The 24,772-nt window shown below is 74.5% G+C and carries 22 protein-coding genes; 15 read left to right on the forward strand and 7 right to left on the reverse strand.

Annotated features, from left to right (window positions below):
* The first annotated feature begins 8 nt into the window (after positions 1-8).
* Together ACUXPL_RS00310 and ACUXPL_RS00315 are read left to right on the forward strand one after the other, a co-directional pair.
* Positions 9-446 (forward strand): hypothetical protein, encoded by a 438-nt coding sequence (locus ACUXPL_RS00310; protein WP_454181106.1) that lies wholly within the window; start codon positions 9-11, stop codon positions 444-446.
* 29 nt (positions 447-475) lie between these two features.
* On the forward strand, positions 476-1,975 hold the full coding sequence (locus ACUXPL_RS00315; RefSeq protein ID WP_454181108.1) for a hypothetical protein: 1,500 nt from the start codon (positions 476-478) through the stop codon (positions 1,973-1,975).
* Between the two features lie 34 nt (positions 1,976-2,009).
* Here ACUXPL_RS00315 and ACUXPL_RS00320 read toward each other — a convergent pair whose 3' ends face one another.
* Positions 2,010-3,923 carry an FAD-binding monooxygenase gene (locus ACUXPL_RS00320; RefSeq protein ID WP_454181110.1) on the reverse strand — a complete coding sequence of 638 codons (1,914 nt, stop codon included), beginning with the start codon at positions 3,921-3,923 and terminating at the stop codon, positions 2,010-2,012.
* Positions 3,924-4,121: 198 nt separating this feature from the next.
* On the opposite strand from ACUXPL_RS00320, the gene ACUXPL_RS00325 reads away from it, so the two are divergent.
* The 8 genes from ACUXPL_RS00325 (at position 4,122) to pcaDC (ending at position 12,459) form a co-directional block, all read left to right on the forward strand.
* Entirely contained in the window at positions 4,122-4,850 is a 729-nt protein-coding gene (locus ACUXPL_RS00325; protein WP_454181112.1) for an IclR family transcriptional regulator, read from the forward strand.
* A 57-nt stretch (positions 4,851-4,907) separates the two neighbouring features.
* Positions 4,908-6,038 (forward strand): histidinol-phosphate transaminase, encoded by a 1,131-nt coding sequence (locus tag ACUXPL_RS00330; protein WP_454181114.1) that lies wholly within the window; start codon positions 4,908-4,910, stop codon positions 6,036-6,038.
* 10 nt (positions 6,039-6,048) lie between these two features.
* A complete protein-coding gene (locus ACUXPL_RS00335; RefSeq protein WP_454181116.1) occupies positions 6,049-6,849 on the forward strand; it encodes an IclR family transcriptional regulator in 801 nt (266 codons plus the stop codon).
* 122 nt (positions 6,850-6,971) lie between these two features.
* The gene (locus tag ACUXPL_RS00340) at positions 6,972-8,180 is read left to right on the forward strand and encodes a 4-hydroxybenzoate 3-monooxygenase (protein WP_454181118.1); all 1,209 of its coding nucleotides are present in this window, start codon (positions 6,972-6,974) and stop codon (positions 8,178-8,180) included.
* A 45-nt stretch (positions 8,181-8,225) separates the two neighbouring features.
* The gene (gene pcaH / locus ACUXPL_RS00345; protein ID WP_454181896.1) at positions 8,226-9,035 is read left to right on the forward strand and encodes a protocatechuate 3,4-dioxygenase subunit beta; all 810 of its coding nucleotides are present in this window, start codon (positions 8,226-8,228) and stop codon (positions 9,033-9,035) included.
* A complete protein-coding gene (gene pcaG, locus ACUXPL_RS00350) occupies positions 9,035-9,682 on the forward strand; it encodes a protocatechuate 3,4-dioxygenase subunit alpha (RefSeq protein ID WP_454181120.1) in 648 nt (215 codons plus the stop codon). The genes pcaH and pcaG overlap by 1 nt, the downstream gene beginning before the upstream one ends.
* Positions 9,682-11,112: a lyase family protein gene (locus ACUXPL_RS00355; RefSeq protein WP_454181122.1), complete on the forward strand. Its 1,431-nt coding sequence runs from the start codon at positions 9,682-9,684 to the stop codon at positions 11,110-11,112. The genes pcaG and ACUXPL_RS00355 overlap by 1 nt, the downstream gene beginning before the upstream one ends.
* A 105-nt stretch (positions 11,113-11,217) precedes the next feature.
* Positions 11,218-12,459, forward strand: coding sequence for a bifunctional 3-oxoadipate enol-lactonase/4-carboxymuconolactone decarboxylase PcaDC (gene pcaDC / locus ACUXPL_RS00360; RefSeq protein ID WP_454181124.1), 1,242 nt, complete (start codon positions 11,218-11,220; stop codon positions 12,457-12,459).
* A gap of 10 nt (positions 12,460-12,469) precedes the next feature.
* Here the strand turns inward: pcaDC and ACUXPL_RS00365 are convergent, their stop codons facing one another.
* Positions 12,470-12,991 carry an HPP family protein gene (locus ACUXPL_RS00365; RefSeq protein ID WP_180536204.1) on the reverse strand — a complete coding sequence of 174 codons (522 nt, stop codon included), beginning with the start codon at positions 12,989-12,991 and terminating at the stop codon, positions 12,470-12,472.
* A gap of 117 nt (positions 12,992-13,108) precedes the next feature.
* The gene (locus ACUXPL_RS00370; protein WP_454181127.1) at positions 13,109-13,939 is read right to left on the reverse strand and encodes an IclR family transcriptional regulator domain-containing protein; all 831 of its coding nucleotides are present in this window, start codon (positions 13,937-13,939) and stop codon (positions 13,109-13,111) included.
* 127 nt (positions 13,940-14,066) lie between these two features.
* Between ACUXPL_RS00370 and ACUXPL_RS00375 the strand changes: the two genes are divergently transcribed.
* From ACUXPL_RS00375 to ACUXPL_RS00385, 3 genes are read left to right on the forward strand one after another with little or no spacing between them, the layout of a single operon-like run.
* Positions 14,067-15,344, forward strand: a complete 1,278-nt coding sequence (locus ACUXPL_RS00375; RefSeq protein WP_454181129.1) for a thiolase family protein — start codon at positions 14,067-14,069, stop codon at positions 15,342-15,344.
* Positions 15,345-15,392: 48 nt separating this feature from the next.
* Positions 15,393-16,157 carry a 3-oxoacid CoA-transferase subunit A gene (locus tag ACUXPL_RS00380; protein WP_454181131.1) on the forward strand — a complete coding sequence of 255 codons (765 nt, stop codon included), beginning with the start codon at positions 15,393-15,395 and terminating at the stop codon, positions 16,155-16,157.
* Between the two features lie 8 nt (positions 16,158-16,165).
* Positions 16,166-16,831 (forward strand): 3-oxoacid CoA-transferase subunit B, encoded by a 666-nt coding sequence (locus ACUXPL_RS00385; RefSeq protein WP_454181132.1) that lies wholly within the window; start codon positions 16,166-16,168, stop codon positions 16,829-16,831.
* A gap of 187 nt (positions 16,832-17,018) precedes the next feature.
* Here the strand turns inward: ACUXPL_RS00385 and ACUXPL_RS00390 are convergent, their stop codons facing one another.
* The gene (locus ACUXPL_RS00390; RefSeq protein WP_454181134.1) at positions 17,019-19,088 is read right to left on the reverse strand and encodes a LysM peptidoglycan-binding domain-containing protein; all 2,070 of its coding nucleotides are present in this window, start codon (positions 19,086-19,088) and stop codon (positions 17,019-17,021) included.
* Between the two features lie 321 nt (positions 19,089-19,409).
* On the opposite strand from ACUXPL_RS00390, the gene ACUXPL_RS00395 reads away from it, so the two are divergent.
* Both ACUXPL_RS00395 and ACUXPL_RS00400 read left to right on the forward strand, forming a co-directional pair.
* Positions 19,410-19,739: a bifunctional 3-phenylpropionate/cinnamic acid dioxygenase ferredoxin subunit gene (locus ACUXPL_RS00395; protein WP_180536198.1), complete on the forward strand. Its 330-nt coding sequence runs from the start codon at positions 19,410-19,412 to the stop codon at positions 19,737-19,739.
* Positions 19,736-21,025 (forward strand): NAD(P)/FAD-dependent oxidoreductase, encoded by a 1,290-nt coding sequence (locus ACUXPL_RS00400; RefSeq protein ID WP_454181136.1) that lies wholly within the window; start codon positions 19,736-19,738, stop codon positions 21,023-21,025. Before ACUXPL_RS00395 ends, ACUXPL_RS00400 begins: the two co-directional genes overlap by 4 nt.
* 60 nt (positions 21,026-21,085) lie before the next feature.
* Here ACUXPL_RS00400 and ACUXPL_RS00405 read toward each other — a convergent pair whose 3' ends face one another.
* From ACUXPL_RS00405 to ACUXPL_RS00415, 3 genes are all read right to left on the reverse strand, one after another.
* On the reverse strand, positions 21,086-22,582 hold the full coding sequence (locus ACUXPL_RS00405) for a protein adenylyltransferase SelO (protein WP_454181139.1): 1,497 nt from the start codon (positions 22,580-22,582) through the stop codon (positions 21,086-21,088).
* Positions 22,583-22,737: 155 nt separating this feature from the next.
* Positions 22,738-23,688 (reverse strand): hypothetical protein, encoded by a 951-nt coding sequence (locus ACUXPL_RS00410; RefSeq protein ID WP_180536195.1) that lies wholly within the window; start codon positions 23,686-23,688, stop codon positions 22,738-22,740.
* Positions 23,689-23,897: 209 nt separating this feature from the next.
* Positions 23,898-24,758: an HpcH/HpaI aldolase family protein gene (locus ACUXPL_RS00415; RefSeq protein WP_454181141.1), complete on the reverse strand. Its 861-nt coding sequence runs from the start codon at positions 24,756-24,758 to the stop codon at positions 23,898-23,900.
* Between the last annotated feature and the right edge of the window lie 14 nt (positions 24,759-24,772).

Consider the following 24,772-nt stretch of genomic DNA (forward strand, 5'->3'; position numbering starts at 1 on the left):
GTGGCCGCATGCCACCCCTCATCGGACCTCAGCAGATCGCCACGGCCCTGCGGGCCGTCGGACTCGACGACGACGCCGCCCGCCTGGTCGCGTGGGCCGACCCCGCCCGGCGCGAGCGGGAGGCCGCCGAGCAGGCCCTCGCCGACCTCGCCGTGGCCCAGACGCAGCTGCGCACGGCGCTGGGCGGGCTGGTCAGCGCCGCCACGGACGTGCGCTCGGCGATGCACACCGCATGGCACGGGGAGGCCGCCGGCGCCTATGGGGAGGCCGTCCGGCGTGCGGCGACCCTGGCAGCGGAGCTCGAACGGGAGGCCGGGGAGTGGCTCGCCCTGCGGGCCACCGCCGAGCGGGACGCCGAGGACGCGCGCCGGAACGCGGAGGCCCGGCAGCGGGCGGCCGAGGAGACGGCGCTGGCCGTCCTGCGCTCGCTGGCGGTGGCGGCGTGACCGGCGGGCGGGGTGCGGGCCCGGGGGCGGTGGCCTTCAGCACGCACGGCGGACCGGGCTCGATCTACGCGGAGGCCGAGGAGATGCGCGTCGTGGCCGGGCGGCACGAGCACGCCGCCGACGAGGCGGCCGGAGCCTCGTGGCAGGTCGACGCGGCCGCCTTCGGGCTGGGCCGGTCGGCCACGTGGCTCGCCTCCGCCGCCCTGCTGCAGGACCGGCTGGCGGAGGCGGTCGGTCGCGTGCAGAGCCTGTCGGAGCAGTGCGCCGAGCTGCACCGTGACCTGCTCTCCGCGGCGGCCCGCTACGAGGAGGCCGAGCGCGCGGCGGCCGGCATCATGGCCGCCGAAGACGCCTCCCTGGGGGAGCTGCCGGCGCTGCTCTGGCGGGACGGCCATGACGGCCTCACCACCCGCGAGGCGGAGCGGCTCGTGCAGGACTTCGTCCAGGCGGTGCCCGAGGCCATCGTGGCCGCCATGCTCACGGCCACCGGGTTCCCCCTGCTCGCGGCCCTGGCACGGATCGACGTGAAGATGCTGACGAGGGCGCAGAGGCGCGTGCTGAAGCGGCCCGTCTCCACCGCGGCGAAGAAGGGGACGGATGCCGTGTCGGACCTCACTGAGGCGCTGCGGGTCTCCCCGGACGAGGCGTGGACCGTGGTGGAGGACGCCCTGACCCTCGCCGGCGCGGCGCCCGAGGGCGCGGTGACCCCGCACGGGGCGCCGCAGGACCGGCCGACGGCGCCCGCCCTGCTGGACGGCTCGGCCACGGGGCTGGCCTCTCTCATCCCGCGCGAGGAGGGGGACGGCGACCTCACGGTCACGGAGGTGGTGCGAGAGAACGGAAGCCGCGCCTGGGTGGTGGGCCTGCCGGGCACCCGCGGCGGCCTGATCCCGGATCCCGAGTCGACCGACCCGTGGGACGCCGGCGGACTGCTGGACGCCCTCGGCTCCGAGTCCGAGGTCACGGCCCCGGCGGTGCGGGCGGCGCTCGAGGCGGCCGGCGTCCCGCACGGTGCCCCGCTCGTCCTGGCCGGCTACTCCCAGGGCGGGGTGCACGCCGTCAACCTGGCCGGTCGCGAGGACTTCACGTCCGTGTACCCCGTGGCCGGCGTCATGACGATCGCGGCACCGTCCGGCAACGCGGTGGAGACCGGGCGGACCGCGGTGCTGGAGTTCTCCTCGGATGGGGACCTGGCCGTCGCCGCGGACGGGGCGCCCACCCCCGTCTCGTCGCGCCGGGCCGAGGTGGTCTTCCACCCGGCCGGCCACGGATGGGACGCGCCCGGGGGCGGCTTCCGGACCACCTCTCCGCTGGCGGCCGAGGACGCCCTGGGCGCCGCCCACGACTTCGACGCCCAGGTGGACCTGATCCGGCAGTTCGAGGCCGCCGAGCCCGCGTCCCGGGCGGAGGTCGCCGGGCTCTCCGCCGCGTTGGCCGGGCTGACCGCCGGCACCGTGGCCTCGAGCCGGGCGGTGCGCCTGCGCCGCACGCCGCCCGAGCGGGGCCACCTGCCCCCGGGATCCTGGTGAGCGCACCGGCGGCGGGGCGCCCGACGCCGCCTGCTCAGTTCGCGTCGAGCAGCACGCCCGCGAAGAACGCGTTCAGGCGATCGACCTCGTCCAGGCCGAAGACGCCGGAGACGTACTGGTCCGGGCGGACCACGACGACGGCGCCGTCACGGCTGATGCCGCGGGCCTCGAAGATGTCCTCGCCGTGCGTGGGCTGACACGTGGCGAAGATGTTGTTCAGGTCGTGCAGGCCGAGCGAGCCGGTGGTCGGCCGGAAGACCGACGGCACGTCCGGGTGGGCGAACTCGGTCTGCTTCTGCTGGTACACGACCTTGATGTCGAAGCGGGCGTCCTCCGGCCCGTCCGACGGGGTGTGGCGGTTGCGGAAGGACCGCGGATCCTCCTCGATCGCCTTCGCCCACGCCGCGACCTTCGAATCCTCGGCGCGCGGGGAGGCGGCGTCGGCGAACACGTAGACGCGCCAGCGGCCGTCCGCGCGGTGCAGGTGGCCCAGGTGCTTGACGTTGGTGTCGCACGAGCGCTCCACCAGCGCCGACTTGAAGCGCTTGCCGATGGGGTAGCCCTGCGCCAGCGCCTGGCCGGCGGCGTCCGTGGTGAGGAGGGAGGGCCGGTACTGCGTCATGAAGCCGGCCGGGAACTCGGCGGTCTTCGTGTAGAACTCGGCCACCTCGTTCGGGTCGCCCAGCTCGGAGGTGGGCTTCGCCATGAGCGTCGACCACTCCTTGTCGAAGTCGATCAGGTTCTTGGCGATCTCCTTGCGCTCCTCCGAGTAGGTCGGCACGAGCTCGGCCGGGGCCATCCCGGAGAGCACCTGGCCCAGCTTCCAGCCGAGGTTCCAGCCGTCCTGCATGGACACGTTCATGCCCTGGCCGGCCTTCGCGGAGTGGGTGTGGCAGGCGTCGCCGAGCAGGAACACGTTGGGGTGGGCCACGCGCTCGCGGTTGTCGAAGCCCGAGGTGAGGCGGTGGCCCACCTCGTACACCGAATGCCAGGCGACCTCCTTCACGTCCAGCGTGTAGGGGCGCAGGATCTGCTGGGCCCGGCGGATGATCTCCTCGAGCGGGGTCTGGCGCACCTTGTGGTTGTCGTCCGCCGGGACCTCGCCGAGGTCCACGTACATGCGGAACAGGTGGCCGCCTTCGCGGGGGATCAGGAGGATCGAGCCGCTGGACGAGTGGATCGCGCACTTGGTGCGGATGTCCGGGAAGTCCGTGTCGGCCAGCGCGTCCATGACGCCCCACGCGTGGTTCGCGGCGTCGCCGGTCAGGGTGTGGCCGATCGCCTTGCGGACGCGAGAGCCCGCGCCGTCCGCGCCCACCACGTACTTGGCGCGCACCTGGCGGGTCGGTCCCGAGGCGGGGTCCTCGAGGGCGTTGCCCTCGGCGTCCACGGTGCGGCGCAGGGTCACGAGCACGGGGTGCTCGCCGTCGTTCGTGTCCTCGAGGGTCTCGAACGCCCAGCCGTAGTCCGGCCGCGCGCGGGTGGGGGAGTTCTTCATGTACTCGGCGAACCAGTCCAGGATGCGGGCCTGGTTCACGATCAGGTGCGGGAACTCGGAGACGCCCTCCGGGTCGTCCTCGGCCAGCGAGGTGCGCACGATCGTGTCCGCGTCGTCCTCGGCCGGGTTCCAGAACGCCATGGAGGTCAGGTCGAAGGCCTCGTCGATGATCTCGCTCGCGAAGCCGAAGGCCTGGAAGGTCTCCACGGAGCGGGCCTGGATGCCGTCCGCCTGGCCGATCTCGAGGCGGTGGGGGCGGCGCTCGATGATGCGGGTGTGGACGTCCGGGAACATCGCGAGCTGGGCGGCGGCGATCATGCCGGCCGGGCCCGAGCCGACGATCAGCACGTCCATCTCGTCCGGCAGCTCGGCGGGGCGGTCCAGGCCGATGCCGGCCGCCACCTGGACGCGCGGGTTCGTGGAGACATAGCCGTGGTGATGGAAGAGCATGGGGGTCCTTTCGCTGCGGGGGATGTCGCTGCGCGGCGCGCGTGCCACCCGACGGTGTGTTCTCTCAGAGAACACGGTGTTCCCCCTGGGAACACATGTGTGCCAGACTGTACGCGGACGTGACCGGGTTCACAACCGGTGCGCGGGTCGACCACGCCCCGGGCGCGTCACGTCCGGCACGTGAGGCGAGGAGCGCGGATGGCAGACCACGACGGCGGCCCGGTCCGGGAGGGCGCGCCCTCCCAGACGCTCTCCCGCGCGCTCACCCTGCTCGAGACCGTCGTGGAGGCGCCCGAGCCGCCCACCATCGCCGACCTCGCCGACGGCCTGGGCGTCCATCGCTCGGTGGCCTACCGCATGCTGCGCACCTTCGAGGCCCACGGCCTGCTGCGCCGCGACGACCTGGGCCGCGTGCATGCCGCCCCCGGCCTGGCCGTCCTCGCCTGCCGGGTGGAGCAGGATCTGCGCGCGGCGGCCATGCCGCACCTGACCGCCGTCTCCACCGACCTGGGCATGACCGCGTTCCTGGTGGTGTGGGACGGCGTGCACTGCCTCACCCTGGCCACGGCCGAGCCGCCCAGCGGCAACCTCGTCACGCAGCGGCCGGGGACCCGGCACCCCCTCGGGGTCGGGGCGCCGGGGATGGCGATCGCCGCCACCCTGACCGGACAGGAGTGGGCGCAGCTGCCCGGCGAGGCCCCGCCCGAGCGACCCGAGCTCGACGACGTGCGGGAGCGCGGCTGGGCCGTCAGCTCCGACGAGGTCATCACCGGCGTCTCCTCGGTCGCGGTGCCGCTGCGGGTCCCGGGCCAGCTGCCCGCCGCCCTCGCCGTGGTCTACGCGACGCGGCCGGAGGACCCGGCGCGCCTCGGAGGTCGGCTCGGTGAGGCGGCCCGGGCCGTCGCCGTCGCCTTCGGCGCAGCCTGAACGCCGGGGCCCGTGGGGCGGATCACAGCGTCCGCGGCCCGCATTACCCTGGTGGCCATGACTGATGACGCACCGCAGACGCCCGCCGTGGTCGCCCCCCACAAGAAGGTCGGCATGCTGCCGCCGTACGCCGCCGGCAAGCCGCCGGTCGCCGTCCCGGGCCTGCACCCCTACAAGCTCTCCTCGAACGAGAACCCCTACGCGCCCGTGTCCGGCGTGATCGACCGGGTGCGTCAGGTCGTGACCGGCCCGGAGGGCGCGCCCAGCACCCTCTGCCGCTACCCGGACACCCTCTCCACCGGCCTGCGCCAGGCCCTGGCCGCGCACCTGGACGTCCCGGCGGACGACGTCGTGACCGGCGCCGGCTCCCTCGGCGCCCTGGCCCAGGTCATCACCGCCTTCGCCGGCCACGGCGAGGCCGGGGAGGGCGACGAGGTGATCTTCGCGTGGCGCTCCTTCGAGGCCTACCCGATCGTGGTCCGCACCGCCGGTGCCGTGGACGTGCAGGTGCCGCTCACGGCGGACCACCGCCACGACCTGCCGGCCATGCTGGAGGCGATCACGGAGCGGACCCGCGTGATCCTGCTCTGCACCCCCAACAACCCGACCGGCCCCGTGCTCACGACCGCCGAGGTCGAGGACTTCCTGGCGCGCGTGCCCGCGCACATCCTCGTGGTCATCGACGAGGCGTACGTGGAGTTCGTCCGCGACGAGGACGCGGTCAAGGGCCTGGAGATGTACCGCAAGCACGCGAACGTCGTCGTGCTGCGCACCTTCTCGAAGGCGCACGGCCTGGCCAACCTGCGCGTGGGCTACTCGGTCTCGCAGCCGGAGATCACGAAGGCCCTGCGCACCGTGGCCACCCCGTTCGCGGTGTCCACGGTGGCCGAGGAGGCCGCGATCGCCTCGCTCGAGCACCTGGACGAGGTCCTCGATCGCGTGCAGGTCGTCGTTGACGAGCGCGAGCGCGTCGCCGCCGCCCTGGCCGAGGCCGGCTGGGACCTGCCCTCCTCGCAGGCCAACTTCGTGTGGCTGCCGCTCGGCGAGCGCGCGCAGGCGTTCGCCGAGGCCGCCCAGGCCCGGGCCCTGTCCGTCCGGGCGTTCGCGGGCGAGGGCGTGCGCGTGAGCATCGGCGAGAAGGAGGCCAACGACCGCTTCCTCGAGGTCGCGCGCGACTTCCTGACGTGAGCGGGCCGGCGTGAGCGGCACGCTGGACCGGCTGATCCGGGTCCTCTCCGCGTTCGACGCGGAGCATCCGGCGTTGACCGTGGCGGCCCTGGCCCGGCGCGCCGACCTGCCCCTGGCCACCGCCTACCGGTGGGTGGACCGGCTGGTGCGCGCCGAGCTGCTGCAGAAGGACGAGGACGGCGTGGTCCGGCCCGGCCTGCGGCTGTGGGAGATGGCCTCCCGCAGCGCGCCGAGCATGTCCCTGGCCCGGACGGCCATGCCGTTCCTCGTGGACGTGCAGTCGGTGCTGCGGCAGCACACACAGCTCGCGGTCCTCGACGACGACGGCGTCCTCGTGCTCGCCCGGCTCTCCTCCCAGGGGGCCGTGGTGAACCAGGCGGACGTCGCGGGGCGGCTGCCGCCGTTCACCACGGCCCTGGGGCTCGTGCTGCTCGCGCACGCCCCGGTCGAGACGGCCGAGCGGTTCATCGCCCGGCACCGGGACCGGCTCGGCGCCGTCGTGGATCACCATCCCCTCGAGTCGGGGGGTGCGGTGCCCGCGGGCGTGCGGGCGCGGGTGTCCACGCCCAGCGAGCCGCGGTTGCGAGCGCTCCTGGCGGACGTGCGCCGGGAGGGCCACGCGGCCGTGGACGGCGCGCTGGACGAGGAGACCCGGGGGGTCGCGGTGCCGGTCCGCGGGGCCGACGGCGTGGCGGTGGCCGCGCTCGGGGTCGTCGTCCCGCGCGAGGCGCCGTACACCCCGGGGGTGCCGCCCCTGCTGATGACGGCGGCCCGCGGGATCGCCCGCGGACTCGGCAGCCATTCTCACTGAGTGAGAATGGCCGGGCACGGCCCGTGTCCTGCGCCACAGGATGGTCGAGACCTCCGCCGCCGGATCCGGCCGCGCGGCCCGACCCGCCCGGCCCGACCGGTGACGCCCCCGGAAAGGACGCCATGACCCAGCCCCCCGTGACCCGCACCCGCGTCGGCATCGTCGGCGGTGGGCCCGCCGGTCTGATGCTCTCCCACCTGCTCGCGCGGCAGGGGATCGACAACGTCGTCCTCGAGTCCCGTGACCCCGAGACCATCGCGCACACCCACCGCGCGGGCATCCTCGAGCAGCCCAGCGTGGAGATGCTGACGGACACGGGCGTCGACGGCCGGGTGAGGACGGTGGGCGACGAGCACCGCGGCATCATCCTGCGTTTCGACGGCGAGTCGCATGCCCTGGACTTCCCGGAGCTCGTGGGCGCCACGGTCACCCTGTACGCGCAGAACGAGGTCTTCGTCGACCTGGCCGCGGCGCGCCGGCGCGACGGCGGCGACGTCCGCTTCGAGACCGAGGTGCTCGAGGTGCTCGACGTCGACTCGGACACCCCCGGCGTCCGGTTCCGCTCCGTGGCCGGTGGCGAGGAGGGACCGGTCGAGGAGCTGCGCTGCGACATCCTCGTGGGCGCGGACGGCTCGCGTTCCACCGTGCGCAAGGCCCTCCAGCGCGACACCGAGGGCGAGGACCACTTCAACGCGTACCCCTTCGCCTGGTTCGGCATCCTCACCGAGGCGCCCAAGTCCTCGCCCGAGCTGATCTACGCCCGCTCCGAGCACGGCTTCGGCCTGATCTCGCAGCGCTCAGAGACCGTGCAGCGCATGTACTTCCAGTGCGACCCCTCGACCCGGGTGGAGGACTGGTCCGACGACCGGATCTGGGACCGGCTGCAGAGCATCGTGGCCGGCCCGGACGGCTTCACCCTCAAGACGGGCCCCATCATCGACAAGACGGTGCTCGGCTTCCGCTCCTATGTGCGCACACCGCTGCGTCACCGCAACGTCTTCCTCGCCGGCGACGCCGGACACACCGTCCCGCCCACCGGCGCGAAGGGCCTGAACCTCGCCTTCGCGGACGTGCGCGTTCTGGCCGAGGCGCTCGAGTCGTGGGCCGCCACGGGCTCGCGCGACCTGCTCGACGCCTACTCGGAGACGGCGCTGGCCCGCGTGTGGAAGGCGCAGAACTTCTCCTACTGGATGACCACCATGCTCCACGCCCGCCCGGACGCCTCGGAGTTCGAGGACAGGCGCGTGCGCGGTGAGCTCCGCAACGTGGTCCAGTCCCGTTACGGACGGCAGTTCCTCGCCGAGCAGTACACCGGCTGGCCCTCCGCCTGAGCCCGACCGATCCCCGACCCCGCAGAGAAAGGAGCCGACGTGAGCATCGCCGCCCAGGCCAAGGACGACGACACGTTCGACAGCGCCCACGTGCTCGACCCAGCCGCCACCCGCGACTCGCAGGAGCAGATCAGTGAAGAGATCGCGGCCGTCCACGCGCAGGCCCAGGGCGAGACCCAGCCGCGGCTCGACTTCCCGCCCTATCGCTCGTCTGTGTTCCGCCACCCCACCAAGTCGCTCGTGCACGCCGACCCCGAGACCGTGGAGCTGTGGTCCCCGGCCTTCGGCCACCGCGACGTGCACCCGCTCGAGGCGGACCTGACCGTCGGCCAGAACGGCGAGCCGATCGGCGAGCGCATCAAGATCCGCGGCCGCGTGCTGGACGGCGCCGGCCGGCCGGTCCGTCACCAGCTCGTGGAGATCTGGCAGGCCAACGCGGCCGGCCGCTACGTGCACAAGCGCGACCAGCACCCGGCCCCCCTGGACCCCAACTTCACGGGCGTGGGCCGCACCCTCACCGACGCCGAGGGCCGCTATGAATTCACCACCATCAAGCCGGCGCCCTACCCGTGGAAGAACCACCACAACGCGTGGCGCCCCGCCCACGTGCACTTCTCCCTCTTCGGCACCGACTTCACGCAACGGATGATCACCCAGATGTACTTCCCGGGCGACCCGCTGTTCCCGCTGGACCCGATCTACCAGGGCATCACGGACCAGAAGGCACGCGACCGCCTCGTGGCCACCTACGACCACTCCGTGACCAGCCACGAGTGGAACACCGGCTACTGGTGGGACATCGTGTTGACCGGCAGCCAGCGCACGTGGATGGAAGACGAGGAGGGCGATCACTGATGCGGATCGACGAGAACACCGAACGCGCCCCGGACGGCACGCTCATCCCGACGCCGGGCCAGACCATCGGCCCGTTCTTCGGGTACGCGGACGGCTATGAGCAGGTGCACCTGCCCTTCCGCGACGGCCAGAACCTCGTCCCGCCCGGCCGCGCGGACGCGCTGCGCCTGACCGGCACGGTCTACGACGGCAACGGTGACCCCGTCCCGGACGCGATGCTGGAGATCTGGCAGCCGGATGCCGAGGGCGTCATCGCCCAGGAGGAGGGCTCCCTCCTGCGCGACGGCTTCACGTTCACCGGCTGGGGCCGGGCCACCGTGGACAACGCCGGCACGTACACGTTCTCCACCGTCGAACCCGGGGCGACCGGCGAGGGCACGGCGCGCTTCATCCACCTCGTGCTGTTCGCCCGGGGCCTGCTGAACAAGCTCCACACGCGCGTCTACCTGCCCGAGGACGCCGAGGCCTTCGAGCAGGACCCCCTGCTGTCCTCCCTGCCCGAGGGGCGGCGCCGCACCCTCGTGGCCGAGCGTCTCGATGACGGCTCCCTGAAGTTCGACGTCTGGATCCAGGGCCGCGGCGAGCACGCGGACAAGGAGACGGTCTTCCTCCAGTTCCCCGGCATCGAGTACCCGAGGCACGGCTGATGGCGGCCGTCGACCCCCTGGCTCCCACCGCCGACGTCGGTCTGCTCAGCCCCGTCTGGGCGGCCGGCACGGTGGCGGAGACGACGTCGGACCGCGCCGTCCTCGGCCACCTGCTGGAGGTCGAGGCGGCGTGGGTGGACGTCCTCGCCCGGCGCGGGCTCGCCTCCGCCGCCGAGGCCGAGCAGGTCCGATCCGCCTGCGACCCGGCGGAGTACGACCAGGCGGAGATCGCCCGCGCCGCACAGGGCGGCGGCAACCCGCTGATCCCCACGCTGCGGGCGCTGCGCACACGACTGCCGGCCGGGGCCGCCGCCACCGTGCATCGCGGGGCCACCAGCCAGGACGTGGTGGACACGGCCCTGATGCTGATGGTGGCCCGCGCCGCGCGCGACCTGACGGCGGACCTGAGGGCCGCCGTCGGCGCCCTGTCCCGGCTCGCACTGACGCACCGGACGACGCCCATGGTCGCCCGGTCGCTCACGCAGCACTCCCTGCCCTCGACCTTCGGGCTGCGCGCCGCCACCTGGCTCGACGGCCTCGCGCAGGCCACCCGGCGCCTCGAGCGCGCCACGACGGACCTGCCGATCCAGTGGGGTGGGGCAGCCGGCACGCTGGCCTCGCTCTCCGGTCACGTCGAGCGGGCCCGCCGCGCCGGTGGGCTCGCCGACGAGGTCACCGCCTTCGACCTCGTCGAGGACCTGGCCGCGGAGCTGGGTCTGAGCGCTCCGCCCGCCCCGTGGAACACCAACCGGATGGCCGTCACGGGCGTGGCCGCCGCGCTCGCGGACGTCGTCGCCGCGTGTGGCCGGATCGCCAACGACGTGCTGATCGCGGCGCGCATCGAGATCGGCGAGCTGGGCGAGCCCACTGCCCCCGGGCGGGGTGGCTCCTCGGCGATGCCGCACAAGCAGAACCCGGTGCTGTCCGTGCTGGTCCGCTCGGCGGCCCTGTCCGCGCCCGGCGTGCTCGCGCAGGTCCACACGGCCGCCGGCGCCGCCGATGACGACCGCCCGTCCGGCGCGTGGCACGCGGAGTGGCCTGCGCTGCGGCAGCTGCTCCGGCTGGCCGGCGGGGCCGCCGCGCTCACCCGTGAGCTCACCGCGGGTCTGCGCGTGGACGAGGACCGGATGCGGCAGAACCTCGGCCGCACGGGGCCGGCGCTGGTCTCCGAGCGGCTCGTGGCCGAGCTCGCCCCCGTGATCGACGCGGCCGCGGGGCAGCCCGGCGCGGGCCGGGACGCGATTCACGCCGTCGTCGACGACGCCCTGGCCGGCCGCGGTGAGTTCGGCGCCCTGCTGCGCGCCGCCGTGCCCGCGTCCGTCGGAGACGACCGCCTCGCGGAGCTGTGCGATCCGGCCGGCTACACCGGCGAGGCGGCCGCGCTGGTGGACCGCATTGTGGCCGCCCACGCCGACCTCGCGGCCGACTGAGCCGCGAGACGTCACCCCCCTGCGTCGGGCGGGCCGCCCTGCCAGGATCGATCAGCAGAGCCCCGCCCGCCGCGGGGAGCCCGACCCCGACCGGAAGGATGTCGCATGGTCCAGCCCACCGTCACCACCACCCTCCTGCATGCCGCGCCGTCGCCCGCCCGTGTCCTCGTGGTGGGCGCCGGCCTCGGCACCGGCGCGCACGCGCTGTGGTCCCTCGCCGCAGAGCGCATGGGCGAGGACACCTTCGTCGTCGGCTACGACCTGCCCGGCCACGGCGCCTCCGCCCCCCAGGCCGAGCCGTGCACGATCGCCGAGCTGGCGGACGCCGTCGTCGCCGCCGTGGCCCGCCTGCGGGATGAGGGCTCGATCCCGGCGGAGGTGCCGGTGTTCTTCGCCGGTGTCTCGCTCAATGGCTGTGTGGCGCTGCAGCTGGCCCTCGACCACGCCGACGAGATCGCCGGGGTGGCCGTCATCTGCTCGGCCGCCAGGATCGGCGAGCCGCAGGCCTGGCGGGAGCGTGCCGAGCTGGTCGAGCGGGCCGGCACGCCGACCATGGTGGCCGGTTCGGCCGAGCGCTGGTTCGCCCCGGGGTTCATCGAGCGCCATCCGGAGCGCGCCACGGCCCTGCTGCGCACGCTGCAGGAGGCCGACCGGCACTCCTACGCCCGGCTGTGCGAGGCGCTCGGCGACTTCGACGTGCGCGAACGCCTCGCCACGATCACCGTCCCCGTGCTCACCGTGCACGGCGCCCACGACACGGTCACGCCGCCGGCGGCCGGCGAGGAGATCGCCGCGGCGGTCCGCGGCACCACGGTGGTCGCGTTCGACGACGCCGCACACCAGGCCCCCCTCGAGCAGCCGGAGGCCACGGCCGAGGCCCTGCGCGCGTTCCTGGCGGGTGCGGTGAGCGGCGGCCAGGCCCCGATCGGGCACCAGATGCACCGCACGGCGCAGGAGGTCCTCGACGCCGGGATGTCCGTGCGCCGGGAGGTGCTCGGGGACGCCCACGTGGACCGCGCGGAGGCGAAGAAGGACGAGACCACGGAGGACTTCCAGAACCTCATCTCCCGGTACGCCTGGGGCACCATCTGGACGCGGCCCGGCCTGGACCGGCGGATGCGCTCGGCGGTGACCATCACGGCGATGGTCTCGGGCGGCTACTGGGACGAGTGCGCCATGCACCTGCGCGCCGCCCTGCGCAACGGGCTGAGCCGGGAGGAGATCCGGGAGATCCTGCTGCAGACCGCGATCTACGCCTCGGTCCCGGCCGCGAACATCGCCTTCAAGCTGGCCCAGCAGGTGTTCGCGGAGGTGGACGAGGACCTGGCGGCCGGCCGGCCGCTCTGAGCCTGGAGGCTCACTCCGGCGGCCCGATCACCCGCCACATCAGGCGGCGGTACAGCAGCGCGCACGCGGTGAGGACCAGCGCTCCGGCGAGCACCGGGGTGACCAGGTAGTGCCAGTCCGCGTTGCTCAGCATGACCGTCAGCGCGGTGGCGCCCGCGGGGGCGTGGATGACACGGAGCCCGGCCATGACGGCCATGGCCAGGCCCATGCCAGCCGCGAGCGAGTACCAGGCCAGGGGCAGCACGGAGACCACGGCGATCCCGCATGCGGCCGAGACCACGTGCCCCACGAGCACGTTGGCGGGGTGGGAGTGCGGGCCGTGCGGCACGAGGAACACGAGCACGCAGGACGAGCCGAAGGCGCCCACCAGCAGCGGCGCGGAGGCCAGGTCCTCGCCGAGGCTGAGGGTGGCGATGGTCAGTGCCCCCGCGATCGAGGCTGCGAGGACCACGTGCCAGGGCAGACGGGGGGCCAGCGGGCGACGCCATGGGTCCAGGAACCGCGGGGGACGCAGACCGGGCAGGCGGGTCATGCGCTCGTCTCATCTCCTCGTGACTCGGTCGCGGCCCGGGTCGGGCTCCTCCAGGGTAGGCCGCGGGCGGGGTCCGGGGGCGCCCGGGGGCGGAGAGGCCGGGACTGTGACGGCCGCTCAGTGGCGCAGCGCCACGAGGGCGTCCTCGGCGTCCCGCGCGGCCTCGCGCAGCACCGGCAGGGCGGCGTCGACGGCGGCCCGCGTCTGCTCGGCCGCGCTCGGTCCGGCCACACCGGGGGAGCGGTGGGGCAGTGCCGTGTTGATCGCGGCCACCACGGCGCCGTCCGGCCCGCGCACCGGCACGGCCACGGAGCTGAGATGGGGGTCCAGTTCGGCCGTGACCACGGCGTGGTCCTGTTCCCGCACCCGCGCCAGCTCGGCGAGCAGCGCGGCCACGTCCGTCACGGTCTCCGGCGTCCGCGGGGTCCGCGGCGTGCCCTGGAGCAGACGACGCGCGGCGGCCGGCGGCAGGTCGGCGAGCAGGACCCGGCCCATGGAGGTGAGGAACGCCGGCAGCCGCGTGCCGACGTCGAGGTTCACCCGGATGATCCGCTCGGTGTGCACGCGGGCGATGTAGAGCAGGAAGGGCCCGTCCAGCACCGCGGCGGAGCAGGACTGCTCGAGGGCCTGGGAGGCACGGGCCAGCACCGGCCGCAGCAGCTCCGCCAGCGACGTGCCCGTCCAGTAGCCGTGGCCGAGCTCGAGCACCCGCGGAGTGAGCCGGAACTCGCGGCCCTCCTGCACCGCGAAGCCCTCGTGGACGAGCGTGTGCAGGACACGGCGCGCCGTGGCGCGCGTGATGCCGGCGGCTTCTGCGGCGGAGGAGACGGTCAGCGCCGGACGGCCCGGGGTGAAGGACCGCAGCACGGCCAGGCCGGTGGCCAGGGCGCGCACGGGGGCCTCTGGGCGGGACGGGCCGGGGCCGTCGGCGGGGGGAGCGGGGAGCATGCGGCGAGCCTACCGTTCGCTGTGCGCACAAGTGTGCGCTGAACGAACTCTTCTGGTCCGGCGTCCGGGGCGGAGCTAGCGTCACCGGCGAGAGAGATCGCGAGCGCACAGCAGAGGAGACCCCGCCATGACCGTCACGGACGCCTATGTGTACGACGCCGTCCGCACCCCCTTCGGCAAGATCGGCGGCGCGCTCGCCGGCTCCCGGCCGGACGACCTCGCCGCCCACGTGCTCCGGACCCTCGTGGACCGTGCGCCCGGTCTGGCGGGGCTGCGCCGCGAGAGCGCGCAGGACGTGGCGGACGAGCTGCGCGGCGCCCCGATCGAGGCCGGCACGGACCGCGCCCGCCCGGACCGGATCGACGAGGTGGTGTTCGGCAACGCGAACGGGGCCGGGGAGGAGAACCGCAACGTGGGCCGCATGGCCGCGCTGCTGGCCGGCCTGCCCGTCACCGTCCCCGCCACCACCGTCAACCGGCTCTGCGGATCCTCCCTGGACGCGGCGATCATGGCCTCCCGTCAGATCGAGGTGGGGGAGGCGGACGTCGTGCTCGTGGGCGGCGTCGAGTCCATGTCCCGTGCCCCGTGGGTGCTGCCCAAGACCACCCGCCCGTTCCCCCTGCACGACCTGGCGGCGGCGAACACCACGCTCGGCTGGCGCCTGATCAACGATGCGATGCCGCCGGAGTGGACCGTCTCGCTCGGCGAGGCCACGGAACAGCTGCGCGAGCGCTTCGGCATCTCCCGCGAGCGCCAGGACGAGTTCGCCGCGCGCTCGCACCGCCTCACCGCGCGGGCGTGGGACGAGGGGCGGTACGACTCGCTCGTGGCCGCCGTGCCCGGCGCCGACCTGGAGCGGGACGAGACCGTCCGCCCGGACTCCACCCCCGAGACCCTCGCCGGCCTGCGCACCGTGTTCCGCCGGGAGAACGGCACCGTCACCGCGGGCAACGCCTCGCCCATGAACGACGGCGCCTCGGCTGCCCTCCTGGGCTCGGCGACGGGCGCGGACGTGCTTGGCCTGGAGCCCCTGGCCCGCATCGCCGGCCGCGCCACCGCCGCCAACGAGCCCGACTTCTTCGGCTACGCGCCGGTGGAGGCGGCGAACCGGGCCCTGTCCCGCGCCGGGATCGGCTGGAAGGACGTGGCCGCCGTCGAGCTCAATGAGGCCTTCGCCGCCCAGTCCCTGGCCTGCACCGACGCCTGGGGCGTGGACCCGGAGATCGTGAACGCCTGGGGCGGCGCGATCGCGATCGGCCACCCCCTCGGGGCTTCCGGCACCCGCGTGCTCGGCACGCTGGCCCGCCGCCTCGAGGCCTCCGGTGAGCGGTGGGGCGTGGCCGCGCTGTGCATCGGCGTGGGCCAGGGCATCGCCGTCGTCCTCGAGAACGTGGCCGCGCGCTGACGCGTCCGGCCGAGCACCCACCCGACCCCCTCCCCAGAAGGAGTCCTCATGCTGGAGTTCGTGAACACGGCCGCGCAGGCCGTCTCCCGCATCACCGACGGCGCCACCGTGCTGATCGGCGGGTTCGGCGACGCCGGGCAGCCGATGGAGCTGATCGACGCGCTGCTCGAGTCCGGGGCCACCGGCCTCACGGTGGTCAACAACAACGCGGGCCAGGCGGACGCGGGCCTGGCGCTGCTGATCAAGGAGCGTCGCGTGGCCAAGATCATCTGTTCGTTCCCCCGCCAGTCCGACTCGTGGCACTTCGACGAGGCCTACCGCGCCGGTGAGATCGAGCTGGAGCTCGTGCCCCAGGGCAACCTGGCCGAGCGGCTGCGTGCCGGCGGGGCCGGCATCGGCGGGTTCTTCACGCCCACCGGCTACGGCACCGCGCTGGCCGAGGGCAAGGAGGTCCGCGAGATCGACGGGAGACACTATGTGCTCGAGTCCCCGATCCGCGGCGACGTCGCCCTGATCAAGGCGTACGCGGCGGACCGCTTCGGCAACCTCGTCTACCGCAAGACGGCCCGCAACTTCGGTCCCGTCATGGCCGCCGCGGCCGAGCACACGATCGTGCAGGTGGACGAGATCCGCGAGGAGCCCATCGACCCAGAGCACGTGATCACGCCCGGCATCTACACGGACACCGTGGTGCGGATCGCCACGGCGTCCGGGGAGAAGGAGCGCGCGGAGCGCGAGGCCCTGGCCGCCGGCCGGCCCAAGCCGTGCGCGGCCACCATCACCGCGGCCGGGCAGGCCGCCGAGGGGAAGTGAGGAGCGCCATGAGCTTCACCCAGACCGACACCCCGCTGACCCAGGACGAGCTCGCCCGGACGATCGCGGCGGACATCGCCCCCGGCTCCTTCGTGAACCTGGGCATCGGCCAGCCCACCACGGTGTCCAACTACCTGGAGGCGGAGAAGAACGTCACCCTGCACACCGAGAACGGCATGCTGGGCTTCGGCCCGCAGGCCGAGGGCGAACAGATCGACGAGGACCTCATCAACGCCGGCAAGATCCCCGTCACCGAGCTGCCCGGGGCCGCGTACTTCCACCACGCCGACTCGTTCGCCATGATGCGCGGCGGCCACCTGGACGTGTGCGTCCTGGGCGCCTACCAGGTCTCCGCGACCGGCGACCTCGCCAACTGGTCCACGGGCAAGCCCGGGGCGATCCCCGCCGTCGGGGGCGCGATGGACCTGGCGATCGGCGCCAAGGACACCTACGTGATGATGGACCTCTTCACCAAGAAGGGCGATCCGAAGTTGCTGGCCGCGTGCACGTTCCCCCTGACCGGCGTCGGCTGCGTCTCCCGCATCTACGCGGATCGGGGCGTCTTCCTGCTGGACGCCTCCGGCGTCGTGAAGGTCCGCGAGCTGCACGGCATCACGTGGGAGGAGCTGGAGGCGGCGCACCCCGGCGTGCGGTTCGAGAAGCTCGAGGACTGAGTCGCCGCGCCGCAGTCACCGGCCCCACAGGACTGAGGCGGCGCGCGCCCTCGTCGACTTGTCCTGGGGAGGAACGTCGGTTGACTTATCCCGGGTGCGGCGGCCTACGACCGGTGACAACTCAACCGACGACGTCGGCCCGCACCTTCACGCGCAGGTGCGGGCCGACGTCGTCCCGGCGGGGTGCTCAGGCGGTGCGCAGCACCATGCCCGGGTGGAGCATGGTCGAGACCGTCATGCCGTTGAGGCGCTGCAGGCGCTCCATGGACACGCCCGTGCGCTGGGAGATGAGCCACCAGCCGTCGTTCGCCTGGACCACGTACGTGGCGGGCGAGGGTGTCGGGGCGGAGGCGGTCTGGCCGGTCCGCAGCACCATCCCCGGGTGCAGCACGGTGGTCGCGGTCATGCCGTTGAGGCGCTGGAGGGTCTCCATCGTCACGCCGGTGCGGTGGGCGATGATCCACCAGCCGTCGCCCTCGCGGACCGTGTACGTGCCCGGGGCGGGGGCCGGGGCGGGCGCGGGCGTGGCGGCCGGCGCCGTGGCGGCCGTGATGAGCACCATCCCCGGGTGCAGGACGGTCGACGCCGTCATGCCGTTGAGCCGCTGGAGCTCCGCGGCGCTGACGCCGGTCCGTCGGGCGATGACCCACCAGCCGTCGTTCGGCTGCACCGTGTACGTGCCGGTGGTGATGGGGGTGGGCTCCGGGGCGGTCGGGTCGGCGACGGTGCGCAGCACCATGCCCGGGTGGAGCACGGTCGACTCGGTCATGCCGTTGAGCTCCTGGAGGGTGGCCGCGGGCACCCCGGTGCGGCGGGCGATGGTCCACCAGCCGTCGTTCGGCTGCACCGTGTACGTGCCGGCGGTCGACGGCGCGGTCGTCGGGGCCGGCGTCGGAGCCGGGGTGGCCGGTGCCGGCGGCTGGCCGGCCGCCGTCGCGATGGCCTCGGCGCGGTCCCGGAGGCCGTCGAAGCGGGCCATCAGGTGCTGCCCCGGGCACGCGGTCGCGGACGTGGCCCGGTGCGGGAAGATCGTGTCCACGGTGACGGGCGTGCCCGCGGCGTACTTCGTGCTGCCGCCCGAGGTCAGGGTGACCCGGCCGCGCGCGTCGATGCCGTCGCGGTACAGGTAGTAGGCGGTGGCGCGGGCCATCGCGTCCACGACCTCCTCGGACGGGGCGACCACGTCGTAGTTGCCCATCGTGGAGACGCCCATCGTGCCCCGATTGAACCCGCCCGCGTGCGTGCCCAGCGGGTTCGAGTCCAGGGCGCCACGGCGGCCCTCGTAGATGTTCCCGAAGCGGTCCGTGATCAGGTGGTACGGGAAGTCGCCCCAGCCGAGGGTCTTCGTGTAGTACGCGTAGATGCCGCGCATCTGCTCCACGGCCTGAGCGCGCGTGTAGTCGTTCGTGCCGGCCGTGTGGTGGATGGTCAGCGCGCGCACCTGGTCGAACTGCGGGGAGTCCTCCGCCCAGGACTCGTCCGCGCCCCACTGCGCGCGGGTGATCACGTCCGGGAGGATCTTCGCGCGCGCGTCCGAGGCCGTGGCCACGGTGTGGCCCTCGGCGGGCTCCTCGCCCCCGACGACGGCGCTCGACTTCACGCCCCGGGGCAGACCGGCCGTCTCCGCGGCCTGCTCGGCGGTCACCGCCGGCTGCGCGCTCGCGACGGTCTCGTCCGTGGCGGCCGTGCCCGGGTCGATGAGGGACAGCTCGAGGCCGGCCGGGGCCGCGCCGTCGACGGTGGTCACGCGCAGCTGGGCGCCGTCCGCGCCGAACGCGACGAACGGGTCCGTGCCGGTGCGCGCGGGGGCGGCGTCCTCGGGCAGGACGGGCCGATCCAGGACCTGCCACGGGCCCCAGGCCCCGTCCTGACGCACGCGGATCTCCACGCGCTCGACGGCGTCGTCCGCCGCGGCGTCCCACACGGCAGCGGCCACCGTGAACGGGCGGTCCACCACGGGCTCGCCGAGCACGACGCCGGCCGGGGCCGCCTCGGCCGGGACGAGGTTCTCGCCCTCCTGCGGGACGGTCGCGACGCCGGCGCCCTCGACGGGGGCGGCCGCCGCGGGGGTCGCGGCCGTCCCGGCGGTCGTGGCGCGGGCGGCGTCGTCGCGCGGAAGTGCGTCGGGGGCGCCCTCCGTGGTCGTCGACGGCTGCTGCGGGAGCAGGCCGCCGACGAGGACGGAGAGCGCGGCGACCGCGACGGCGGGCGCGAGCGGGCGGGGGGACGCGGCGGAGCGCGGCGGGAGAATCTTCATGCGGATGCCTTCGGAAGGTGGAGTGCCCGAGGAACGACAGGCGCGGGCCGTGCCGCATCCCCGGGTCGGTGGCGTGGTGCGGGCGGGATGAGGGCCGGAGGGCCGTCGTGATCGTAGCGTGATCGACCATTCCCGGGGACCTTTTTCTCAGGCCTGTCGGGTGATTTCACGCCCCCGTGATGTCCGGTTCATCCATTCACAGGCGGAGGCGATTCCACACCGGGGCGGAGCACAGCGGAGGGGTGCCGGGTCCGCGCCGGGGGATACGGTGACGGGAGACCACCACGGGCCGTCCGGCCCGGGAACCAGAGGAGGCAGACCATGGCGGAGTCGATCCACATCGGCGCGGCGGCGGACATCCCGGAGGGCGAGGCGATCGTCGTCCCGGCGGCGACGGCGGGGACGAGGGACGACGTCGCGGTGTTCCACACGGACGCGGGCGAGTTCCACGCGATCGACGACACGTGCACCCACGAGGACGCCTCGCTGGCCGAGGGCTGGCTCGAGGACGACCGGGTGGAGTGCCCGCTGCATGCCGCGCAGTTCTGCCTGCGCACCGGCGAGGCGCTCTGCCTGCCCGCCACCAAAGGCGTCGGCGTGCACCGCGTCGAGGAGCGCGAGGGCCAGCTCTACCTCGTCGCCGGCGCATGAGCCACGACGTCGAGGCCCCGGCAGGCGTGCCCGGCTCGGTCGTCGTGGTGGGCGGCGGCGTCGCGGGCTTCGCTGTGGTCCGCGAGCTGCGGCGCCGCGGTTTCGCGGGCGGGATCGCCCTCGTGGACCCGCAGGGCGTGCCCTATGACCGGCCGCCCCTGAGCAAGGAGTTCCTGACCGGCGACGCGGACGCGCACCGCCTGCTGCTCGCTCCGCCGGCGTGGTTCGCCGAGCACGGGGTGGAGTTGCTGGAGGACGAGGCGGTCCGGGTGGTGCCGGGCGGTGTCCACCCCGACGGCGGCCCCGCGCCCCACCGGGTGGAGACGGCCTCCGGGCGGGTCCTGGAGGCGGGCGCGGTCGTGCTCGCCACGGGCGGGCGACCCCGGGCCCTCGACGTCGCCGGCGCCGACCACCCGGACCTGATCACCCTGCGCACCCGCGCCGACGCCGAGGCCCTGCGCGACCGCCTGACGTTCGGGACCGAGGTGGCGGTCGTGGGCGGCGGCTTCACGGGCGCCGAGGTCGCGGCCGCGGCCCGCCGCTCGCTCGCCGCGGTGACGCTCGTGACCGGGACGGACGCCCCGGCTGGCGCAGCGGTCGGGCCGGCGCTGGCCGCCCGCCTGCACCGGATGCACGCCGAGCACGGGGTCGCGGTCGAGGTCGGGCGGGCGGCCTGGATCGAGCACCGGGACGCCGACGGCGGCGCCGTGCTGCCGGCCGCTCACCGGCTCCACCTCCACGACGGGCGGACCGTGGACGCCGACGTCGTGGTGCTGGCCGGAGGCACCGTGCCGGACACCGCCCTCGCCGAGGACGCCGGGTTGGAGGTGGCCGACGGCGTGCTCACGGACGCGATGGGCCGCACTGCCGTGCCCGGGATCCTGGCCGTGGGCGACGCCGCGCGCGCCCGGGAGTCTGCGTGGGCACCGTCGCGGCACTGGGAACCGGCCCTGCGTTCCGGTGCGGCCGCCGCAGCGGCGATCCTGGGGGAGCAGGCGGACGCCCCGGGCGCCCCGTGGTTCTGGTCCGGCCGGTACGACGCCCACGTGGAGGCCGTGGGGGACATGACGGTGCCGGCCGGTGGGCGGATCGTGGACCGCGAGGTGCGCGGGGTCGTGGTGGCGAGCTTCGCCCTGGCCGCGGACGGGACCCTGCGCGGGGCGGCGTCGATCGACGACCCCATGACCGTCAAGGCCGCCCGGCGCATCATCGACCGGGGGATCGTGGTGGACCCCGTCGCGCTCACGGACCCGGCCGTGCCGGTCAAGTCGCTGGCGCGGGGGTGAGGGCGCCCGTTTCGTCAACGAAAGCGGCCTGGAGGGCGTCCGTTTCGTCAACGAAAGCGGTCAGGTGCCGCAGTAGGTGACGAACGGGGTCCCGTCCGCCGGACCCGGCTCCGCGTACCGCTCGAACCCGGGGCGCGGGGTGAAGGGATCCGTGACGGCCTCGAGCAGCCGGTGGACCGGGGTGAGGTCCCCGCCCCCCGCGGCCGTCAGGGCCTCGTCGAGCAGGTGGTTCCGCGGGATGTACACGGGGTTCACGGCGCGCATCCGGGCCGGATCGGGACCCATCGCCCGCCAGTCCGCGAGCCAGGCGGCGAGCCCCGCGGGGTCCGGGGCGCCGGGGACGAGTCGTGCCGCCTCGGCGCGCGCCGCGTCGTCGTCCACGGGCGCCGCCGTGTGCTCGGCCAGCCGCACCCAGAACGAGGTCCAGTCGGCCCGCGCCGCGGCCAGCCACGGGAACAGGCGGTCGGTGAGCGCGGCGACGTCGTCCTGCGCCACCGACGCCGGGAGGCCGAGCTTGTCCCGCAGTCCGCCCCGCCACGCCGCGAGATGGGCGCCGTGGAACCTGCCCAGCGCCTCCTGGGCGAGCGCGACGGCGCGGTCGGGGTCGTCGTGGAGCACGGGCACGAGGGCCTCGCCGAACCGGGCGAGGTTCCACGCCGCGATGGGCCCCTGATTCCCGTACGCGTACCGGCCCTGGGCGTCGATCGAGGAGAAGCTCGCAGCCGGGTCGAAGGCGTCGATGAACGCGCAGGGGCCGTAGTCGATGGTCTCGCCGGACAGGGTCATGTTGTCCGTGTTCATCACACCGTGCACGAAGCCGACGAGCATCCAGCGGGAGACGAGCTCGGCCTGCGCGGCGATCACCGCCTCGTAGAGCGCGAGCGCGGGGTGCTCGGCGTCGGAGGCGTGCGGGTGGTGGCGGGCGATGGCCTCGTCGACGATTCGGCGCAGCACGTCCGTGGGGTCCACCCGCTCGGGGAGGGCCGCGGCGTACTGGGCCGTGCCGACGCGCAGGTGCGAGGCGGCCGCCCGGGCCAGCACCGCGCCCGGCAACACGGTCTCGCGGCGGACCGGATGGCCTGTGGCGACGACGGCCAGCGCCCGCGTGGTCGGCACGCCGAGGGCGTGCATCGCCTCGGAGACCACGTACTCGCGGAGCATGGGGCCGAGCACGGCCTGCCCGTCGGCGTTGCCGCGCGCGAAGGGCGTGCGACCGGAGCCCTTGAGATGCAGGTCGTGGAGCCGACCGTCCGGGGACGTGAGCTCGCCGAGGAGGAGGGCGCGCCCGTCACCCAGGCGGGGGGAGTAGTGGCCGAACTGGTGGCCCGCGTACGCCTGCGCGACCGGCCGTGCGTCCGGGCCGGGCTGCTCGCCGGTGAGGAAGCGGACGCCGTCGTCGTTGGCGAGCCACTCGGCGTCGAGGCCGAGCTCCGCCGCGAGGCAGGCGTTGAGCAGGACGAGCCGCGGGCCGTCCGTGGCCTGGGCCTGCCAGGGCAGGGCGAGCTCGGGGAAGGTATCGGCGAAATGCGAGCTCAGGGTGGGGGCGGACGTGGTCATGGGGCCACGCTACGTGGGGGAGGACGGGTGTTCACGGGCCGACTCCCACCGCGCCCGTCCTTTCGAGGCGGGAAATCGACCCCATGGGCGTGGACCAGAGCGTTATGACCTGGATTTCCCGCCCCGAAACGGGGGGGGCCGTGGATCTCACCGGGTCACCCACCGAACTCGGCCGCCCGGCGCCGCACCCGCGCGACGACGTCCGCGTAGTCGTCCCGGGCGTCGGACCACATGACCTTGATCGAGAGCCAGTCGTGGTCGGTGCACCAGCGGTCGCGCAGCACGTCCCGGGCCTGCTGCTCGGCGGTGCGGTGGTGCTCGCCCTCGTATTGCAACGCGAGGCGCCACGGCCGATACCCGAGGTCGACCGTCGGAGCGCGGCGGTCTGACGGGTCCAGCCGGCACTGCACCTCGGGCTCCGGCAGCCCGGCATCGACGAGCGCCAGCCGCAGACGTGTCTCGCGCGGCGAATCCGCCCCCACGCGCATCCTCGCCAGCGCTGCCCGGGCCAGGCCGCGCCCCCGGAAACGTCCCCGTTCGGTCAGCGATCGGACGAGCTCCTCCGGGGTGTAGGCGGGAGCCCCGCGTCCGCCGCCGGGCAGCCACGGTGGGCAGAGCAGCGCGTCACCGGCGACGACGACGTCCCGCTCCGTGAGCGCCGACCGTGCCGCGCACAGGTCCCACAGCGTGCGGGCCGGCGTCGTCACGAGCACGCCGCCCCGCGTCATCCGCTGTCCCTCCGGCACCTCGATGCGGTGGGGCACCAGACCCGCCTGGACCGGCCGGCCGCCCGAGGTGCCGACGCTGACGTGCACCGCACCGGGGGCCAACAGCCGTGCGGGCACGGTCAGGCCGTGCAGGCGGGCGGCGGTCTCATGGCTGACGACGACGTCGGGATGGCGCCGCTGATACGCACGGACCTCATCCAGCGTCCACTCACGCACGGAGACCGCCGCAGGGCCGGCCGGCCCGTAGATGCCGTGGCGCAGCCGCCGCAGGTCTGAGGACTGCAGTCGGGACCACGTCACACCCGCCCGGCGCGCGTCGTCGACCGTGAAGGCGGCGGGGCCGATCGATGCCGGCAGCGGGGCGGGACGACGGGGCATGCGGCGAGCGTGCCCCGTCGCTCGGCATCCCGAGACGGATGAGTGTGGGCCTGGGGACGCACGAGGGGGTCCGGTGCGGTTGTGCAGGAGGCGGCGACGTCCCCCGGAACGCCGGCCCCGAGCCATTCGAGGCGGGAAATCCACGCCATGGGCCAGGATCGGGCGTCCAAGGGGTGGATTTCGCGCCCCGAAGTGAGGGGATGACCGGATCAGTACGACGCGCGGGGCGCTCCCTCGCCGCCGGCCGCGGCGTCGCTCGGTGCCGGGCACCAGCGGTCGGCGAGGGCCTCGGCGGCGCGGGCCAGCAGGGCGACGTCGGCGCCCACGTTGACGTAGTCCGCACCGGCGGCGGCGTAGGCGTCGGCCTGCGCGGGCACGAACGCGTTGACGCCCACGATCTTCCCGGCGGCCTTGACCTTTGCGATGACCTCCTCGACCGCGGCCACCACGTCCGGGTGCGACTGCTGGCCGAGCAGGCCCAGGGACGCGGAGAGGTCCGAGGGGCCGATGAAGACGCCGTCGATCCCGTCCACCGCTGCGATCTCATCCGCGTTGCGCACGCCCGCGGCCGTCTCGATCTGCACGATCACGGAGACGTGGTCCGCCGCGCCGGGCAGGTAGCCGGGGATCCGGTTCCAGCGGCCGGAGCGCGCCAGGGCGGAGCCCACGCCGCGCACCCCGCCCTCGGCGGAGCCGTCCGGGTAGCGGGCGGCGGCCACGGCGCGGCGGGCCATCGCGGCGTCGTCGACCATGGGCACCAGCAGCGTCTGGGCGCCCAGGTCCAGGAACTGCTTGATGGCCACGGTGTCCAGCGCCGGCACACGCACCAGGGTGGGCACGCGGTAGCCGGCGATCGTGCGCAGCTGGGCGATGACGTCCTGCAGGGTCAGCGGGGCGTGCTCGGCGTCGATGAGCAGGTAGTCGAGGCCCGCGCCGGCGCAGATCTCCGCCGTCGTCGGGTCCCCGGAGGAGAGGAACATGCCGGCGGCGGGGCGGCCCCCACGGGCGGCGACGGCCTCGGGCGTGAAGAGGTCGCGGAACAGCGGCTGCGGGTTGTGGCGGACGGGCATGGGACGTTCCTCCG

The organism is Micrococcus sp. 140720015-1 (assembly GCF_053627595.1).

Coding starts and splice junctions, on each gene's coding strand:
- ACUXPL_RS00395 (WP_180536198.1), top strand. CDS start 19,410: ATGGCGGAGTCGATCCACATCGGCGCGGCGGCGGACATCCCGGAGGGC.
- ACUXPL_RS00325 (WP_454181112.1), top strand. CDS start 4,122: ATGGCAGACCACGACGGCGGCCCGGTCCGGGAGGGCGCGCCCTCCCAG.
- ACUXPL_RS00385 (WP_454181132.1), top strand. CDS start 16,166: ATGAGCTTCACCCAGACCGACACCCCGCTGACCCAGGACGAGCTCGCC.
- ACUXPL_RS00400 (WP_454181136.1), top strand. CDS start 19,736: ATGAGCCACGACGTCGAGGCCCCGGCAGGCGTGCCCGGCTCGGTCGTC.
- ACUXPL_RS00365 (WP_180536204.1), bottom strand. CDS start 12,991: ATGACCCGCCTGCCCGGTCTGCGTCCCCCGCGGTTCCTGGACCCATGG.
- ACUXPL_RS00390 (WP_454181134.1), bottom strand. CDS start 19,088: ATGAAGATTCTCCCGCCGCGCTCCGCCGCGTCCCCCCGCCCGCTCGCG.
- ACUXPL_RS00330 (WP_454181114.1), top strand. CDS start 4,908: ATGACTGATGACGCACCGCAGACGCCCGCCGTGGTCGCCCCCCACAAG.
- ACUXPL_RS00355 (WP_454181122.1), top strand. CDS start 9,682: ATGGCGGCCGTCGACCCCCTGGCTCCCACCGCCGACGTCGGTCTGCTC.
- ACUXPL_RS00320 (WP_454181110.1), bottom strand. CDS start 3,923: ATGCTCTTCCATCACCACGGCTATGTCTCCACGAACCCGCGCGTCCAG.
- ACUXPL_RS00340 (WP_454181118.1), top strand. CDS start 6,972: ATGACCCAGCCCCCCGTGACCCGCACCCGCGTCGGCATCGTCGGCGGT.
- ACUXPL_RS00375 (WP_454181129.1), top strand. CDS start 14,067: ATGACCGTCACGGACGCCTATGTGTACGACGCCGTCCGCACCCCCTTC.
- ACUXPL_RS00370 (WP_454181127.1), bottom strand. CDS start 13,939: ATGCTCCCCGCTCCCCCCGCCGACGGCCCCGGCCCGTCCCGCCCAGAG.
- pcaDC (WP_454181124.1), top strand. CDS start 11,218: ATGGTCCAGCCCACCGTCACCACCACCCTCCTGCATGCCGCGCCGTCG.
- ACUXPL_RS00415 (WP_454181141.1), bottom strand. CDS start 24,758: ATGCCCGTCCGCCACAACCCGCAGCCGCTGTTCCGCGACCTCTTCACG.
- ACUXPL_RS00405 (WP_454181139.1), bottom strand. CDS start 22,582: ATGACCACGTCCGCCCCCACCCTGAGCTCGCATTTCGCCGATACCTTC.
- ACUXPL_RS00410 (WP_180536195.1), bottom strand. CDS start 23,688: ATGCCCCGTCGTCCCGCCCCGCTGCCGGCATCGATCGGCCCCGCCGCC.
- pcaG (WP_454181120.1), top strand. CDS start 9,035: ATGCGGATCGACGAGAACACCGAACGCGCCCCGGACGGCACGCTCATC.
- ACUXPL_RS00380 (WP_454181131.1), top strand. CDS start 15,393: ATGCTGGAGTTCGTGAACACGGCCGCGCAGGCCGTCTCCCGCATCACC.
- ACUXPL_RS00310 (WP_454181106.1), top strand. CDS start 9: ATGCCACCCCTCATCGGACCTCAGCAGATCGCCACGGCCCTGCGGGCC.